Consider the following 17,318-nt stretch of genomic DNA (forward strand, 5'->3'; position numbering starts at 1 on the left):
GCGGCCACTGGCCGGCTCGAGCTAGATCTCTCCGATCAAACTGTGTGTCTCCGTCTGGAACGGACGCCACCGTTTCGACGACACACGGTCGCGTTTTCGGCCGTAATAGCGTATTACTGGCGCTTCAACGGTGATCGACGGTCGGATTGCCCGTCGGGAAAGCGGACGGGACGGCCTCGAGGCGACGCCGGTAGGCACGACGGGCGATGGCGAACCGCTCACGACCCGACGGTCCGGCGTGGCCGCTCGCACGCACGGATGACGATTCGATTCAACGACTCGCAGCGACCCACCGGAGCGACGATCCGAGACCGACGACGGTCGGTTACGCGTCTCGGACGGCGTACATCTCGAATTCGTCGTTCGAGATGACCTTGTTCGCGCCGCGATATCGATCCATCCCCTCGAGGGCCTCGCGCCGGTAGTTGAGCTGGTCGTAGATATCGATCTCCTTCGTGCGGTCCCACTCCGTGTAGACGAAGTAGTACTCGTCGGTCGGATAGGCCCCGCTGTAGTTCCCCCTCGAGAAGACGGTCGCGTTGGCCGTGCCGGTGGCGGCCGAGGCGCTGCTGAGCGTGTCGTTCCCCGCGAGGCCGTTGATCCCGTGGTCGTACCGGTAGGGATCGTACCCCATCCCGACGTGCGGCGTCCCGTTGGCGCCGTGTTCGAGCCCGTCCTCGTAGCCGCTCATCATCTCGGGGGTCACGTGCTGGCCGGGATTGTAGATCAACGGCGAGGCGAACATCGTGAGCAGCCCGAGGACGAGACAGCCCCCGAGGACGAGCGCCGCGACGGCGTTCGCACCCGGCCGCGTGATCCACTTCGAAAGCCCGCCGACCAGCTGTGCCAGCGCGATCCCGGCGAGGATCGTCAGCAACACGTAGATGAAGCCGACCTGTCGGAACGCCATCGTCGGCGTGCCCAGGAAGTAGGCCCCGAAGAGGCCGCCGAGCGGGACGAGCGCGAGCGAGACGTAGTTGACGAACGCGCGGGGCTCGTCTGCGAGACTCGACCGGCGGACCCAGACGACCAGCACGAACAGGCCCACGATGAGGCCGACGATCGCCGCATCGAGGAACAGCTTCACGAACAACTCGGGTAGGCTGCCGCCGATCTCCGTCAGCGACGTCCCGCGCTGGTTTACCGTGTTGCCGGCTCCGGTGTCGTCCGTGAGCAGCCCGGAAACGAGCGCGATCGCCGACGACCGGAACCGTTCGTTGCCGAGCGCCCAGAGCCCGAACAGCCCGCCGAGAAGCAGCGTCTGTGCGGCCAGGGTCGGATGCTCGAGCATCGGGTGGTCGTCGAACCGCCAGCGGGCGAGGTACTGAACGCCGGTGATCGCGCCGATGAGGACGACGACGTTGAACATCTGCTGGGGGTGGACCAGCAAGAGCGCGATCGCGGTGAGAGCGAGGAGGACACTGAACGGCGAGAGTCCGAGCGGGAGCCGCTCGATGGTCGCCCGGCGGCGGAGATAGGCGACGACCGCAAAGACGACCGGGGGGACGAGAAACAGCGCGTTCGAGTTGGTGTGGACGGCCATGTGAGTCGCGATGTTGTTGACCGGCAGGACCATCCAGGAGACGATCGCGGCGAGCCCGACCGCGAGCCCGCTGTCGGCCATCTCCCGGACGGTCAGGGGGACGAAAAGCAGGAAGGGGACGAACAGGACGACCATGCCGAACAGGAGCGCGCGTTCGATCGAGACGCCGCCGACGAGGTGAAAGACCGACGCGATCGCGTGGAGACCCGGATAGAACAGTTCGTGGGGCGCGGTCCCGCCCGCGACGATGTCCCGCGTCCACCCCAGATGAGTCATCGGGTCACCCATCCCGAGGAACCGGTAGTTCCGGATCACGGGGAGGCTCGCGATGGCCGTGACCGTCATCGCGCCGAGCGCGATGCCGAGCCCCTGCCGCCGGCCGCGACAGGTAAGCGCCGTCCCGACCGCGATCGCGAGCGCGAGCGCGAACCCAACCCAAACTCCCGTCGGCGAGCCGGTGTACACCGAGGACTCGTACGCGGTTGCGGGGTTGGCTCTCGCGACGAGTAGCCCCGCGGCGACCGCGAGGTAGCCGACCGCGAGCGTCACGTCGAGTCGCGAGCGGTTCACGCGTTCTCACCGCGCCCGTTCGGCGGGCTCTCGACACGCATGTATTGGTCAGTCGTCGGCACTGGCCACGTTTGTTATCCGTCTCTTACGGCCGAAAACAGGTGTGTGAATCGATCCCGTCCACGAACGTTCGACCGCTGCCGATGCTGATATCGTCGATATCACCGTTCGAGACCGCTCGGAGCCGGCTCGAGTCGTGACCGCGTGGCGACACCCCTCCTGTATGGCAACCCTGCCGTTCCGAACGGTCGGCTACGGAACGATTTCTCGATCCCGAATTGATCAACGGTTCCGGTCCCTTTTGTAGACGGTCGTGGTCCGACCGGGACGAGAGGCGATTCCGAATGTCATCCATTCTCATCGACGACCTATCCGTCGACGAACGCACGTTCGAGTGTTCCGTCCGGACCTCGAGCGACCTCGAGCGGTTTTTCACCGACGAGCCCTTCCAAGCCAGCTACGACGTCCCGATCGCGGACGTTCCCGACGGAATCCTCGCGATCCCAGTTCTGGCCCACGTCTGTCCGGTCGCGTGGGCCAACGGGGCCGACGTCTACGTCGACGAGGTCGACGCGACGTTCGCCCGCGCCCTCGAGGACGTCGAGGCGTCGCTGTGTTCGATGTACGACTTCCTCGAGGGCGGGGACCTCTACGCCCGCCGGACCGTCGAGCCGGATCCTGAACCGGACGGGGAACGCGGACTGCTCTTTACCGGTGGAGTCGACTCGACGTGTTCGTACGTCCGCCATCGCGACGAGTCGCCGACGCTGATCGGGATCCGCGGTTGGACGATCACCCCCGACGCGGCCGACGACGACAAGTGGGCGGCGCTCCGTGAGCGCGTGTCGGGATTCGCCGACGACCGCGACTGTGACGCCGCGTTCGTCGAGTCGAACATGCTCTCTTTCCTCGATCACCCCATGCTGTTGGCCCACTACAAGCGCCACGTCGACGGCGGCTGGTACAGCTCCGTCGGCCACGGGCTGGGACTGCTCGGGCTCTGTGCCCCCCTCGCGTACGCCCGCGGCATGGCGGATCTCTCCGTCGCTGCGACCCACTGGGACGGGATCGATCTCGAGTGGGGGTCCCGTCCCGATATCGACGAGCGGGTTCGGTGGGCCGGCACCCGATGTCACCACGACGCCTACGAACTCACCCGCCAGGAGCGACTCGACGTCATCGCCGACTACGTCCGCACCGAGAACCCGGGGCTACAGCTTCAGACCTGTAACGACCGCATGGACGGCAACTGCGGCGAGTGCGAGAAGTGTTATCGCACTGCGGTCGGCCTCCGGCTGGCCGGCCTCGAGCCGACCGACCACGGCTATCCCTTCACCGACGCCGACTATCGCCGCCTCCGGCGCTCGCTCGAGCGCGGCGACTGGGTCCTCGGGCAGGACGAGCGCCACATGTGGGCCGACATACGCGAGCGCGCACGCGAGACCGAGCCGGCGTCGCCGGCCGAGCGGGCCTTCTTCGAGTGGCTCGACGGCGTCGAACTGGACGACCTGATCACGACCGCGGAGCCGCCACTGTCCGATCGACTCCTCCGTGCCGGCGCGCGGAACGCCCCCGCGCCGGTCTACAACGCGGCCTATCCGGTCTGGACGACGGCGAAGGCCGGACTTCGGCTCGTTCGCTCCGACCGGTAAGCGTCTGGGCCCGTCCGAGTCACTCGAGATACCCCAGATCCGCGAGTCGCTTTTCGACCCCCTCGTCGGCGGTCTCGACCGACGGGTCCGCGTCGAACCGGGGATACGAGCGGGTCTCGAGCGACTCGACGCAGGGAAGCGCCTCGCCGTCCATCCGCTCGTCGGCCGGAACGCCCAGCGTCGCGAGGACCGTCGGCGCGATGTCGAAGAGGTGCGGCTGGCCAACCCCCGCATCGGGATCGACGGCGTCGCCGCTGGCCGCGACGGTCCCCTCGAGCTTGTGGTTCCAGGGCTCGCTCGGCGGGCCGAACTGCTCGTCGCGCAACGTCGCCGACAGGAAGTGATCGAAGTCAGCCGGCACGATCACGATGTCGACGGCACGATCGCTCTCCGGACCGTGGAAGAACTCCTCGCGGGGAGCGACGGTCTCGAAGACCGGCTCGCCGTCCGGCGTCGTGACCGACCGCAACTCCCCGATGAGCCGCGACCGGACCGTCTCGTACTCCGCCCGCGGAACGACGCCGTCGGGCTCGCGCCCCTCGAGGTTGATGCGGACGCCGAGTTCGATCCGCGAGCGGACGGAGGCGGTCGAGGCCGCGAAGTCGACCTGCGTCGCGCCCGCATTGACCAGCCCCGCGGGGGCGTAGTCGGCCACGAAGTCGTCGATCCCGAGCCGCTCGAGGACGGCACCGATCCGCTGGCTCGTGAGTCCGACGCCCGCGGCCCGCGCCATCGCGCGCTCGGCGAGGCCGGGCTCGTACTCCGTGGCCTCGTCGCCCTGCTTGAGATTGCCGTCCCGAACCGTCGCCCACGTGGGCATTCCCTCGCCGCCGCGTTCGGCCTCGACGACGCCGCGATCGCGGAGGTAGTCGTTGACGCGGAACTCGTAGCCGTCGTAGGGCCCCATCCCGTGGTCGCTGGCGACGATCACGGTGTCCGGATCGTGGGCCGCAAGGGTCTCGCCGAGCTGGCGGTCGACCTCGCGGTAGATCGACCGGATCGCCGCCTCGTCGTCGGGCCGCTCGTGGAAGATCGAGTCGGTCGCCTGGAACTCCAGGAAGCCGAAGTCTGGATCGAACCGGTCGGCGAGATACCGGAACGCCTCGCCGCGGGTCCGCACGCAGTCGGCGTAGGCGCTCCCGAGGTCGGCGGCGTCCTCGTCGGGGTAGACCCGGTACTCGCCGATCGACTCTCGCACGTCCGCGAGCAGGCCCGCGGGGTGACAGTCGGGGTCTTCCGGCGCAGTGTACCCCGGAATGAGCGCGCCGTCGAACTCGCGGGGCGGGTGGGTCACGGGGACGTTGACGACGACGCTCGTCATCCCGTGGCGGTCGAGCAGTTCCCACAGCGTCCGCTCGCGGACGTCGGTCGCGTTGACCACGTCCCAGTCGTAGCCGCCGAAGGAGAGAAAGCCGTAGACGCCGTGTTTTCCCGGGTTCATGCCGGTGTACAGCGACGGCCACGCCGAGGCCGTCCACGGCGGGATCTGGGACTCGAGCGGACCGCTTGCCCCGTCCCGGTAGAGCGACTGGAGGGTCGGTACCTCGTCGGCGTCGAACAGCGGCTCGAGGACCCGATCGCAGGCCGCGTCGATACCGACGAGTAGCGTTCGAAGGGAGGATCCGTCGTCCATCGAGGGGACGTCCCCCCTCTCTACCCTTCGTTATAGACGAAATTATCACGGACCGACTCGTTTTTCGGCTCTGAGCGGCCCCTCTGTATGTCGATCGATCGCCGGTAACGACTCCGAATAACCGTCGAAACGACTCCATACCGGCCGCCCCGCGGCCGCAAGGTGTTATTTGACCGAATCGTACAGTGACGCGACCTGTCGGACTCCCCAGGAGCCGTACTCGAGGCTGTAGTAGGTCCGCAATTCGGGGTTGAACTTCGCCTTGTAGCGGTTGATCCGGCGGGTATCGGCACCGACGAGGTCGTAGGTCTCGAGGCCGCACTCGATGCCGTCGCGCATGATCGCCCAGTCGAGGAGGTCGTTGGTCGGGATGTCGATGTCGGCGTCGGTACGGACGCCGCCGAGCCAGCGGCCGACGGTGTCGCCGTACTCTAGCGCGAGAATGCCGCCGACGAACTCGCCGTCGACCCGGAGGGTGTAGGGGCGGACCTGACCGTTGGGCGATCGGTCGGCGAGATCGAGGACGAACGCGAGCGGCACGTCGAAGTCGATTCCCTGGGACTCGTACCGGTGTTGGACCTGCTCGTGGATCAGCCGGATCTCCTCGCGGCCGCCGACGGTGATCTCGTAGGCGTCGTCGTCGGCGTTGCGGACGTTGCTCCGCGCGTCGCTGCTGAACGACATGAGGAGGTCGTCTTCGTCCCGCTCGAGGTCGACCGCGTAGGTATACGACGGCGTCACGTCGTACTCGTTCCACTGGAACGGTCGCGCGTCCGCGAAGGTCGTCGCGGTGCGGACGTGGCCGTATTTGGGGTTCAGTTCGGACTCGATCCACTCGAAGCAGCCGTCCATGAACCGCTGTCGCCGGCGCTCGCGCTTGCGCTGTTTCAGCTTCCCCATGTTCAGAAAGGCCGGCCCGAGATAGGGGACGCGGAGCCGCGGCGGCGGCGAAAACGCCGTCGTCACGAGCCGCTTGGTGATCTCGAAGACGGGGAAGATCCCCACCGGCTCCTGTCCCTTGAACCCCACCAGCGGGTGCAGCGTCGCGTCCGCGTGGTCGGCCTGTACCCGCAGCGCCTCGAGTTCGTGACACAGCCGTCCCTGGGGCGATCGCTCGACGAATCCGTTCCACCGGTCCAGATCGTCCTCCGTCGCGACGCGGACGTCGATGCTCATGGTCGCGATCCCTCGCGTGCGATCGGGGCGGTCGTCGCTCGGCGTTCCATGAGCGATGGCTCCCGGCACAGCTACTTTGTAAGCAGCCTGTTTCCGTCGTCGATGCTGATCTGTTTGTATCTACCGACGGACCAATCGGACACTGAGACGCGAAGCCGGCAGCTACGGGACGGCGACGACGCGCCACGCGCACCGTCCGGACGAACGCAGCCGGAAAGGCAACTCACTGAACGTCACCGCCCGACGCGACGCGGACATCGAAGCGGCCCAAAGGCCTGCACCCATCCCTCGCTGCCGTGGGACTAGCGGCCACCGAGGTGCCGTTTCGTCTCCACTGATTGTGACAGACTAGGTCGCCGATGAAACGATCGGACTATGTCCTAATGGTCGCGTAGACGGTTTCGAGTCTGTGTCAGTTGTGGCGGCTGGACACGCCGATCCGAACGGTAGCCGACGGGTAACAATGCTTAGCCTGGTCGAGTCACCGGCAACTGGCAACTACGATGAAAGACAACTCAATCCAACCCTTCGCGGTCGTGCGACGCCGGGGAAAACGTCTCGTCGGTTGGCTACCGGCCGATCTGCTCGTTGTCACTGGCTTTGTTATCGTCGCGACCGGCCTCCTGACGGTCATCACCACGTCGTCGCTGCTCGTCCGGGCGGCGGTCGGATTCCCGCTGTTGTTCTTCGCTCCCGGATACGCGATCGTTTCTGCCCTTTTTCCCCGAGCGCCGTCGAGACAGGGAGAAACGGCCCTTGAGCAGCTGGTGGCCCGACCCAACGACGTCGTCACGGAACTCGAGCGGGCAGCGCTCTCGTTCGGCCTCAGTCTCGCGGTTCTCCCCTTCCTCGGGCTCAGTATCAGTCTCTCGGCTTGGACGTTTACCCGCTCGACCGTCGTCGTGGTCGTCGCGTGGTTCACGTTGGTCGGTCTCGGTCTCGCGACCGCCCGCCGGCTGTCTGTCCCACCTGCCGATCGGTACCGATCCGGGATCGGACGGCGACTCGCGGCAGGCTTCGATAGTAACTCGGCAGTCAGTGTCGCAGTCAATGTCGCGCTTGTTCTCAGTGTCCTGCTCGCGACGATGACCGTCGGCTACGCACTAGTCTCTCCGCAGGACGGCGAGCGGTACACGACCCTCCAACTGCTCACCGAAAACGGGGATGGTGAACTCGTCGCATCGGGATTCCCCTCGGAACTCGAGTCTGGGGAGTCGACGCCGGTCGTGATCGGCATCGAGAACCAAGAGGGCGAAGAACGTCAGTATACAGTCGTCGTTCAGGAGCAGCGGTTCGAAGACGGTGAACTGAGTGAGCGGAACGAACTGCAGCGCATCGAGTATACGGTCGCGGACAACGAGACCGCGTACGACGAACTGTCGGTCTCGCCCGAGGCCGACGAGGGTACCGTTCGAATCACCGTGCTGTTGTACGAGGACACCGTCCCCGAGAACCCAACGACTGAAACCGCGTACCGGTCGGGATACTTCTGGACGGATATGACCGAGGACGGGTTCTCCGCGGATACGTGAGGATCTCTCTCGGTGGCGAGAACGGAACGCTGGCGGCGGGCCCGCCTCGAGATGGTTTCGTCGCGGCCTCGGTATTATCGAATTTCTATTCGCCAACTAGTGGATAACAAGGGATGAACGTCGGTAACAATCGGAGCAGCTTCACATGTCTTCGAAAGCAGTCTCCACCGAACTGGCCCGCAAGCTGATACTGATACTCGGCTTTCTCGCAGTCGCCGGCGCTACACTCGCCGCGCGTAGTACCCCGGCGACGGGATACGAGCTATCGATCTACGCGATGACGCCCTCATCGGTCTGGGTCGGGCTGTTGGTCGCCTTGGCCATTTCGCTGGCCGTCGCGTTCGTCCGCCCTCCGCGCGAGAACGATCTGACCCGCTTGACCGCGCTCGTACTCGGCGGGCTCGCAGTGACCCTGTTTGCCGGCCTCCCGATCATTCGCGGTTATCATTTCTTCGGCCAGCAGGATGCTCTGACGCATCTGGGATGGGCGAGGGGGATCGCGAACGGATCGATATCACCGTTCGAACTGCTCTATCCCGGTATTCACACGGTCTCTGTGTTCATCCATTCCGTTATCGGAATTCCGCTGCCGACTGCACTGATGCTGGTGGTACTCCTTGCGACGGTCGCGTTCGTCGCGTTCGTCCCGCTCAGCGTGGGGATAATCGCTCCGGACTCGCTTGCCGTGACGACCGCGACCTTCGGGGCGTTTCTCCTGTTACCGATCACGACCATCTCGACGTTCATGCAGCCACACGCGATGACCCAGACGATCTTGCTGTTCGCACTGTTCGTCTACGTACTCCTGAAGTGTCTCACGGCAACCGACCAGCGACGGATCGGGCTGGGTGTCCTCTTTGCGATTGTCACGACTGCAGCTGTCGTCTACCACCCCCAGTATGTCGTCCACATTCTCGTCGTCTGTCTGAGTATCTGTCTCGTCCAGTTCCTCGCGCCTCGAGTTCCGTTTGTCTCCGGAACAGCGGTGGCGAATCGGATCGCCGGCCACCGTCGGCTGTACGGACAGACGCTGTTTCTGATCGGCGTCTTCCTCGCCTGGTCCGCGAATCACGGTTTCTTCGCTTCGTTCGCTGGCCGTGCCGTCTCGTCGGCGATCAGCTTCTTCCTTACTGGAAGTGGTGGCGCGGGGACTTCGATCTCGCAGCAGAGCGGATCTCTGACTGCGATCGGAGTGAGCTTGACCGAAATATTTTTTAAACTCTTTTTGGCCCCACTCGTCGTCTCGGTACTCGCGGGTATCCTCGTTCTCCTCGTGATCGGTACTGGTCAACCGAGCCGCTTCCCGGATGTCCCGGCCGTGACGACGTACGTGGCCGTCGGTCTCATCGGACTTGCGGGCCTCTTTGTCGTCTATTTCGCGAGTACGACCAGCGAGATGTACTTCCGCGTGTTCGGATTAATGATGGTGTTTACCGTCGTTCTCGCTTCCGTCGCAGTCCACGAGGGTATCCTGTCGCTCTCCGAGCGTCTGTCGCCGGCCACAGTTCGGACGGTCGTCGCTGGTGGCATCGCCGTCCTGCTGGTACTGTCTCTCGCTTCCGTGTTCGCCTCCCCGTACGTTTACAGACAATCCCAACAGGTCTCGGAACAACAGTACCACGGGTACGAGACCGCGTTCGATAACGCCGAGGACGATGCTGTCTTCGCCGGGTTCCGCGGCACACCGAACCGCTATGCGGACGCGATCCACGGCCGGGAAACGCGAACGAAGGCCCACACGAGTGTGACGCCCGAGACGTTCGAACAAGGGCCGAGCGACTACTACGACGGCGATCGGTACCTCGTCGTCTCGGAACTCGACTACCAGCGGGAGGTGATTGCCTATCGGGGACTTCGTTATTCCGAAAGCGACTTCGAGTCCATCGAATCCGATCCGCGCGTCGACCGCGTCCAGTCGAACGGCGAAGTCGAGACCTACCGCGTGACCGCGAACACTGAGACAACGTAACTGGCCCGTCCGCTCAGGAACGGCGGGCAAGCGACCGATCCGAAAGTAACCGTATATTCCCGTTGTCTCGGTCCGTATTGTAGGGGTTTACGAACACGCCGCGGTCCGGATGGCTTGCGAGAAACACGTACGCGTTGGCCCTCGGCAGAACTCCCCTTGGGTTCCACCGGTCGGTGGGGACCGATCGCTTTCGGAAGGCGACGAGCACGTTCCACTCAGTAAACCCGGTGGTGGACGAGGCGGCGATGACGGCCGCCCGGTCCGAGTAAACCGTCTGACCGTCCGGACCGGTGCTGTCTCCGCCGGCCTCCATGGCCGTCGAAAAAAGTACCCACTTCGTTCCCCCGACCGAGACGGTCTCGGCGTAGTACACCGAACTCGAGACCTCGTGGACGGTCGTCGGGCGAGGATCAGGGTCATCGAATCGCTCTCGGGGGAGCTTTCTGATCGGTTTTAGTTCCGTGTAGACGCTGTCGACCCCCCATAGGACTGCTTCGGGCGTAAACGCCAACTCGACCGCACGCCACGACTGGTCGCCGCCGCCGACGGCCTCGACCGTGCCGTCTCGAAGCCGGCCGATCTGACACTCCATGTCCGCGTCCCCGGTAGTGACCCAGATGTCGCCGGTGTAGGGATCCGTCTGGACCGAATGGACGTGGCGAACGCTCTCGAGGGACGCGGCGGTCAACCACGTTCGGCCGCCATTCTCGGATGCGAGGATTCGGGGCGTCGTCTCCCCGTCGAGGGGGTACTCGCCGAGATAGACTGTGCCGTCGGCGACACAGACCGCCGACGGGAGGACGCCCATCGGTGCCGAGGAGTCGGGTAACGATCTGACGGTGGTCCATCGGCTGCCGCCGTCGGTCGACCGGAACAGCCAGCGGTCGGCGCTCGCGATCAGGGTCCCGTCGTCGATCGACCAGATGTTTACGGCCGGGAAATCTCCGGTCAGAGTCGTCACAACCGACCGAAACGGTGCGGTAGCCTTCGCTCGATAGCCGAGATCCCACGGCTCCGGTACTGGTAGCTTCCCGACTCTCTTGACTCCGGGTTCGCCGACGGATTCGACGAGTACCGACCGATCCGCTGTCGCGATGACCCGTCCGTCGTGGATCGTCTGGAGTTTCATTCGAACGTGTACCAGTTCCGCGTAACGACCGCATCTGGTTTTGTAATTCTGGACCTGACGGCGCTGATCGGGTCGGGAACCGGTTCATGAGCTGTTTCGTCGTCCGTCGACCGGTATCGTTCGCCTCCGAGGCGTCTCCTCCGAGCGACTTCGGTGAGGCCCGGTTTGTACGCTCTACGTTAGTATGACGTTTGGACATTAAAGACTTCAAGAATTAAATGCATGGGTGGTAATTGGGTGAGAAAAAATTAAATAATGGCGTATATTGGGGGAGCTTAACAGAAGATTTATACAGGTATATTGGGATTACCCGAAGGCATGGCACGCGACCCATCGGTACTGGACGACTGCGGTTCAGGAGAAAGAACGTCTGAGGCTCCCGAAGACGGGGGTAATAGTGGATTAATCGATCGGCGATCATACCTGAAGTTGACGGGAGCCGCCGCGACGACGCTCGCGACCGGGGCTGCAGCGGCTGCGGGCGTCTCGGCAGCCGACTCCGAACCGGCGGTGGCGGACACGGAACAGATGTCCGAACGGCAGTTGTCGATCTCGGACGGCGAGGACCTGTCGTCATACGTTTCGGACTCGAGCAACGGTGAGTTGCTCGTCGTCCCATCTGGTTCCTACGAGTGGAACCGGCGAGTGTCGTTCTCCCGTCGGAACTGGGGTATCCGCGGCGAAGGTGATGTCGAAATCGCGGTCCCCGCGAGCCGCGGTCGGGGAACCAAGAACGGCTACGTGTTGAATGTCTCCGGCGACAATGTGTTCGTTGAAAACCTTACGTTCGATTCCGACGGCCGCCCGGCCATCGGTTTCCGCTGTATCGTGGACCAACGTGCGGAGTTCCGCGACATCACGGTCGCGAGCGACGGTCCGCGGACCTGGAACGCCAAGCAGACTAACATGTTCAACGTCGGGGCGGAGTCCTCGAGCGGGGAGGTCCTGCTCGACGGTATCGTCGCCTACAACAACGGCAACATCTCGCAGTACAATGGCGGTAGTTCCCGAGTCGGGATCTGGTCGTCCCGATCCGGAAAGCTGACCGTTCGGAACTCGGTCGTCTCGGGGTTCCCGAACAACGGGATCTACACGCGGATGCCGGGCGCACTCGAGGTCGACAACTGCGTGTTCGCCAACAACAACGTCAGTAGTATCCGCCTCGGTGGGAGCAACGAGGTCGTGAAAAACAGCACGTTCTACCTCGACCTCTCCCGGGACGATACGACGCACTCGCATCCGCAGCGCGGCGTCTCGAACACCGGTGGGATCACCGCGGACAACCGCGAGCGAGCGTCCAATGGGGGGTACGTTCGAAACTGTTCGTTCATCGTTGAGAACGTCCCGAACTCGACGGGCGCGATCCGGTTTCTGGAGAACGAGTGGGTCGAAGTCGAGGACTCGCAGTTCCTGCTCAACCAGTCGGACGTTCCCGGCGTCGGCTGGAACAACAGCGGCTCGGCCCGCCTTCGGAACCTCGTGTTCGACACCGAGAACGGGTCGGGTGCGGCCGCCGCTTCGCAGGGTGGCCAGTACCCGACCGTCGAAGACGTCTGTGTCAGTTCCGATCTCTCCGACGGTGCGATCGACGCCAGCAGTCGCAACTGCAGTTTCGACTGGAGTCAGGCACACGACTATCCGAACCCCGATTTCGAGGGCGGAACGGAGACGACCGGAAACGGGACCGACGAACCGCGGCTCGGGAACACGCTGGTCATCGACGGCGAGGGCGGTTCCGAGCGGGCTGACTACCAGTTCGCGGTCGACGGCGCGATCGAACACAGCGAGTACTACTCGGCGTACGGTACCGGCGGCGAGATTGACGGCGGCTCCGCGACTGGGTTCGTCCGCGGCGGTGCCGATGGCTTCCGGTTTTCCGGCGAACTCACGAACCTCCAGATCGATGACGGACCGACTGTCCGGGTCAACGGCATCGAAGTCGACCCCGATGACATCGGCGAGGAAGATTCGGGAAACGGTGACAGCGGCCTCGAGCGGACGATCGCGATCGACGGTGACGGCGGCAGTGAGCGCGTAACTTACCGGTTCACCGTCGACGGCGAGGTCGAGCGCAGCGAGGAACTCTCGGCGTACGGTACCGGCGGCGACATCGATGGCAACTCCGTTAGCGGGTTCGTCCGTGGCGGTACCGACGGCTTCCAGTTCTCGGGCGAACTCACCGAACTCGAAGTCGACGGGGAGCCGATCGTCCGCGTCGACGGGGCCGTCGTTGAACCGGCGGAGATCGTCAGTTCGGACGCCGGTCAGGAACTCGTGAACACGCTCGTGATCGACGGCGAGGGCAGTTCCGAACGGGTCGACTACCAGTTCGCGGTCGACGGCGCGATCGAACACAGCGAGTACTACTCGGCGTACGGTACCGGCGGCGAGATTGACGACGGCTCCGTGACTGGGTTCGTCCGCGGCGGTGCCGATGGCTTCCGGTTTTCCGGCGAACTCACGGACCTCCAGATCGATGACGGACCGACTGTCCGGGTCAACGGCGTCGAAGTCGATCCGAGTCGGCTCTGGGACTGATCGACTACGCCGGTACCGGTCCGAACGAGTCTCGGATCGGGGCGATCGAGTCGGACCGTTTTTGCGCATCGCACGGCGTTAGTTGGATTCCGGCAGATACCGGTGAACGAACGGGACCGTCACGTCCAGTCGCTGCTCAAGCAGCGAGATGGGGATGCGGTCCGCCGGCTGGAGACAGCCGGCCAGAGAGACGATCGCGATCGAGCAGAGGCCCGTGCCGACGAGGAAGAGCGGAAGCGTCACTGCCGTCAGCGAGACCGAGCCACGGAGCAGGAACGCGACCGGAAAGAGGGTCGCCGGGAGGACGACAAATGTCCGCCTCGACCACTTCGAGAACGGCGTGATGTCGTATTTCAACTTCAGTATGGCGTAGACCGTCAGGTTGAGGACGACGAACGAGAACATCGAGGTCATGGCGGCACCCATGTAACCGTACCGCGGGATGAGAACGAGGTTCAGGGCGACATTGATCAAGAACGCGAGCCCGTTCGCGCCCATGATAGCGGTGGTGTACCCGAGGGCCGAGAGCGTCTCGCGATTGCGTCCGAACATTGCGCTCGTGAAGAACCCGATCGCGAGGATCGACAGCGCGTTCCCGGCCGTGGCGTAGCGCTGGCCGAAGACGATCGTCAGGACGTCGCTTGAAAAGACAACGAACGTGAGAAAGAGCGGGAACGTGAGGATGTAGACCCACTTCGTTGTCAGCTCGTAGATTGAGCCGACCTCGGCGCGTTCGTTCTCCGAATCGAGCCGCGACGCTAGCGGGAGGTACATAAATCCGAACGAAGAGAGGACGAGCAACATCCCGCTGGCGAGGGGATAGGCAGCGCTGTAGAGCCCGACCTCGCGTGACGGCCGGAAGTACCCCAGCATCAGCGTGTCAGTTCGGGTGAGCATATTCGAGAGTACCGTCGCGAAGACTAGGGGCACGGAAAACACCAGCAACTCGCGGAGGCGCAATCGGGCCGACCCGACGAGGGGGACGAGTCGATCGAGGAGGTAACACGCGAGCGCACACGAGACGATCGCACCGAGGAGGTAAGCCATGGCGGCGGCATGAACACCAAGGCCCGCGAGCAGGAATCCGGCGAGGAAGAGCAGCCGACTGGTCGGGTAGAGCAGGTCCCGTGCGTACGTCCGGTAGAGCGTGTTCTCCCGCCCGCGGATCCCCGCTACTGCGAGTTCGAGGCCGACGGTGAAGGGGATACACGCCACGAACAAGGTGACTAGTCCGTTCGAGCCGGCCCGCTCGAACAGGAGGTCCGACAGGATCCCCGCACTCCCGAGCAGCACAGCGGTCAGAACGAGGGACGCGACACCGGCGATGACGACGCCGGTCAGCCAGACGCCCCGTTCGTTCTCCTCGTCGTCGAACCGGGACATGTACCGGGGAACCCCCCCTCGCATGCCGAGCAGCCCGACCGTCGTCACGAAGGTCAGGATCGCCAGTCCGATGCTGACCTCCCCGTAAGCGTCAGTCGTCAACAGCCGTGCGACGACGATCCGCTCGAGGAGTTGCGATACCGAGTAAAACACCTGTCCAGCACCGATGAGGACCGCGCTCGAGAGGAGCTTCGACACGTCGTGTTCGTCGACCATTAGCGGTAGCCGAGGTTCTCGAGGCGGTCGACGACCGCGTCGTCTTCGGGCCGGTCGACGGCCGTCGGGGATCGGTCGTCCACGGTCGGAATTCTGTCGTACGCTGCGGCCCGCGGCTCGTCCGTGACGAGGTTCGGGGGGGCCTTGCCGTGCATCCGCTCCGGAACCGGTTCACCGAGCAGGCTCATCGCGATCGGGGCAACGTCGGTCACCGAAAGCGGTCCGGTCCCCGAAGGAGCCGGTTCCGAGATCCCCGGTCCCGCGGCGACGAACACGCCCGTTCGCTTGTGGTTGTGCTTGTCGATCGGGACGAACGCGGAACCGAGGAGGCTCGTCGCGACGAGGTTGTTCATCTCCCGTGGCATGAAGAGAACGTCACAGGCTTCATCCGCGTAGGGGCCGTCATAGACCGTCTCACGCGGCTCAACCCACTCAAAGGCAGGCTGCCCGTCCGGCGTCCGAACCGACTCGAGGGTCTGGATCACTTCAGTCCGGACCGCCTCGTACTCGTCCGGAGGAACCACACCGTCCTCGTCCCGCCCCTCGAGGTTGATCCTGACTCCGAGTTCGGGTCCGCTCCGGCAGTACGCTTTCGAGGCTCGCCAGTCGACGTCTTCTCCGAGCATCTCCCGGGTTCCATCAGGTAGCAGTCGCTTGACGAGCCCGTCAGCACCGGTCCGCTGGGCGAGTCGGTAGGCGTCGCCCGGCGTCAGACCGACGGCGTGAAGCGTCGACTCGGCGGTCGATACGAGCCGCGTCGATAGCGACTCCCCGTCGGCACCCGGTTCGGCCGTTTCACTCAGTTTCCCCTTGCTCTCGCCTAGGGTCGGCGTTCGCCCGTCGGCACAGGTCTCGACAAACCCGTTTCGACGAAGGATCTCGTTGACATAGACGTTGTAGCCGTCCGTTCGACCGATCCCGTGATCCGAACAGAGGATCACGTTGGTCCCATCCGGCACCGCCTCGAGGACGGTCCCGACGAACTCGTCGGCGGCCTCGTAGACCCGTCGAAACGCCGATTCTCGATCGAACTCGTGAAACACCGTGTCAGTCTTCTGAACCTGGAGGAACGCGAACTCCCAATCGGTCGACTCGAGGAACGCTTGCGCCGCCCGACGGCGGTGATCGATCATGGAGACGAAATCGTCGACGGTCGCGGCTCGGTCGCTCGCTTCGCTTTCCGCGTAAATCCGGTACCGTTCCCCGAGGTCCCTCGAAAGGTCGTCTCGGATACCCGTCGGCGATCCGTCGGCGGACTCGGGAGCGAGATAACCAGGCACCAGCGATCCCCGGATCTTGCCGGCTGGATACGTGACAGGGACATTCAACACGGCAGCGGGGACGTCGCGAGCGGCGAGATAGTCCCAGATCGCGGGCGAGCGAACGCTGTCGTGGGAGACGACGTCGGCGTCGTCGGGATACGTCCCACGAAAGTCGAAAAACGAGTAAACCCCGTGGTGGGACGGGTCGACGCCGGTATAGATCGACGGCCAAGCGCTCCCGGTCCACGGCGGGAACGTCGAGTCGAGTTCGGCCTCGACGCCCCGCGAGCGAAGCGACTGCACGTGTGGGAGGTCGAACCGATCGAGATAGTCGAACGACAGCGCGTCCAGTCCGATAACGACGGTTTTCGGGAACTTAGTAGCCATTGAACACTCACCTGAGACCGATAGCTCGATCCATCGGTCTCGTCGTCCGGCCATTGTTATACCGCACCTACCCACCGATGGGATCGCCGGTCAGTTCGATCTCGAGGATTCGGACGAGACCACCGAGAGAACGGCCGAACGCGGCGACCGAGGGCAGACGTATCAGCCGTGTGGCTACCTGCGGTTCGCCCTCGAGCCCGACGGACTGATCCTGTCTACGGACGATTCGCTGCCGAACTGAACTGTCACGTCCGTCTATAGACTCGTATTAACAAACCGGCTGCCGGCCGATGGTTGAAGAAACGTGGCTGAAACGAAGACCCCCGCA

10 protein-coding genes are annotated in these 17,318 nt (G+C 64.3%); 4 read left to right on the forward strand and 6 right to left on the reverse strand.

What is annotated here, in order from left to right:
• Window positions 1-325 precede the first annotated feature (325 nt).
• Window positions 326-2,113, reverse strand: a complete 1,788-nt coding sequence (locus NATPE_RS06180) for a hypothetical protein (RefSeq protein ID WP_006179615.1) — start codon at window positions 2,111-2,113, stop codon at window positions 326-328.
• Window positions 2,114-2,457: 344 nt separating this feature from the next.
• On the opposite strand from NATPE_RS06180, the gene NATPE_RS06185 reads away from it, so the two are divergent.
• The gene (locus NATPE_RS06185; RefSeq protein WP_006179614.1) at window positions 2,458-3,765 is read left to right on the forward strand and encodes a hypothetical protein; all 1,308 of its coding nucleotides are present in this window, start codon (window positions 2,458-2,460) and stop codon (window positions 3,763-3,765) included.
• Window positions 3,766-3,784: 19 nt separating this feature from the next.
• On the opposite strand, the gene NATPE_RS06190 is transcribed toward NATPE_RS06185, so the two are convergent.
• Both NATPE_RS06190 and NATPE_RS06195 read right to left on the reverse strand, forming a co-directional pair.
• Complete coding sequence (locus NATPE_RS06190) at window positions 3,785-5,398, reverse strand: alkaline phosphatase family protein (RefSeq protein ID WP_006179613.1); 1,614 nt, start codon at window positions 5,396-5,398, stop codon at window positions 3,785-3,787.
• A gap of 165 nt (window positions 5,399-5,563) precedes the next feature.
• Window positions 5,564-6,574: a lipid II:glycine glycyltransferase FemX gene (locus tag NATPE_RS06195; RefSeq protein WP_006179612.1), complete on the reverse strand. Its 1,011-nt coding sequence runs from the start codon at window positions 6,572-6,574 to the stop codon at window positions 5,564-5,566.
• A 503-nt stretch (window positions 6,575-7,077) separates the two neighbouring features.
• Between NATPE_RS06195 and NATPE_RS06200 the strand changes: the two genes are divergently transcribed.
• Both NATPE_RS06200 and NATPE_RS06205 read left to right on the forward strand, forming a co-directional pair.
• Window positions 7,078-8,106: a DUF1616 domain-containing protein gene (locus NATPE_RS06200; protein ID WP_006179611.1), complete on the forward strand. Its 1,029-nt coding sequence runs from the start codon at window positions 7,078-7,080 to the stop codon at window positions 8,104-8,106.
• A 145-nt stretch (window positions 8,107-8,251) separates the two neighbouring features.
• Window positions 8,252-10,075, forward strand: a complete 1,824-nt coding sequence (locus tag NATPE_RS06205; protein ID WP_006179610.1) for a hypothetical protein — start codon at window positions 8,252-8,254, stop codon at window positions 10,073-10,075.
• Between the two features lie 13 nt (window positions 10,076-10,088).
• On the opposite strand, the gene NATPE_RS06210 is transcribed toward NATPE_RS06205, so the two are convergent.
• Window positions 10,089-11,204: a WD40/YVTN/BNR-like repeat-containing protein gene (locus NATPE_RS06210; RefSeq protein WP_006179609.1), complete on the reverse strand. Its 1,116-nt coding sequence runs from the start codon at window positions 11,202-11,204 to the stop codon at window positions 10,089-10,091.
• Between the two features lie 429 nt (window positions 11,205-11,633).
• Here NATPE_RS06210 and NATPE_RS06215 point away from each other — a divergent pair, with 429 nt between their 5' ends.
• Entirely contained in the window at window positions 11,634-13,742 is a 2,109-nt protein-coding gene (locus tag NATPE_RS06215; protein WP_006179608.1) for a right-handed parallel beta-helix repeat-containing protein, read from the forward strand.
• A 78-nt stretch (window positions 13,743-13,820) separates the two neighbouring features.
• Here NATPE_RS06215 and NATPE_RS06220 read toward each other — a convergent pair whose 3' ends face one another.
• Together NATPE_RS06220 and NATPE_RS06225 are read right to left on the reverse strand one after the other, a co-directional pair.
• Window positions 13,821-15,341, reverse strand: coding sequence for a flippase (locus tag NATPE_RS06220; protein ID WP_006179607.1), 1,521 nt, complete (start codon window positions 15,339-15,341; stop codon window positions 13,821-13,823).
• Window positions 15,341-16,990: an alkaline phosphatase family protein gene (locus NATPE_RS06225; RefSeq protein WP_006179606.1), complete on the reverse strand. Its 1,650-nt coding sequence runs from the start codon at window positions 16,988-16,990 to the stop codon at window positions 15,341-15,343. Before NATPE_RS06225 ends, NATPE_RS06220 begins: the two co-directional genes overlap by 1 nt.
• Between the last annotated feature and the right edge of the window lie 328 nt (window positions 16,991-17,318).

It is taken from the genome of Natrinema pellirubrum DSM 15624, assembly GCF_000230735.2.
In the GTDB taxonomy this organism is placed as follows: Archaea; Halobacteriota; Halobacteria; order Halobacteriales; family Natrialbaceae; genus Natrinema; species Natrinema pellirubrum.

Bases quoted from the DNA above. Each gene is read 5' to 3' on its own strand.
- NATPE_RS06185 (WP_006179614.1), top strand. From the start codon at position 2,458: ATGTCATCCATTCTCATCGACGACCTATCCGTCGACGAACGCACGTTC.
- NATPE_RS06190 (WP_006179613.1), bottom strand. From the start codon at position 5,398: ATGGACGACGGATCCTCCCTTCGAACGCTACTCGTCGGTATCGACGCG.
- NATPE_RS06195 (WP_006179612.1), bottom strand. From the start codon at position 6,574: ATGAGCATCGACGTCCGCGTCGCGACGGAGGACGATCTGGACCGGTGG.
- NATPE_RS06200 (WP_006179611.1), top strand. From the start codon at position 7,078: ATGAAAGACAACTCAATCCAACCCTTCGCGGTCGTGCGACGCCGGGGA.
- NATPE_RS06205 (WP_006179610.1), top strand. From the start codon at position 8,252: ATGTCTTCGAAAGCAGTCTCCACCGAACTGGCCCGCAAGCTGATACTG.
- NATPE_RS06210 (WP_006179609.1), bottom strand. From the start codon at position 11,204: ATGAAACTCCAGACGATCCACGACGGACGGGTCATCGCGACAGCGGAT.
- NATPE_RS06220 (WP_006179607.1), bottom strand. From the start codon at position 15,341: ATGGTCGACGAACACGACGTGTCGAAGCTCCTCTCGAGCGCGGTCCTC.
- NATPE_RS06225 (WP_006179606.1), bottom strand. From the start codon at position 16,990: ATGGCTACTAAGTTCCCGAAAACCGTCGTTATCGGACTGGACGCGCTG.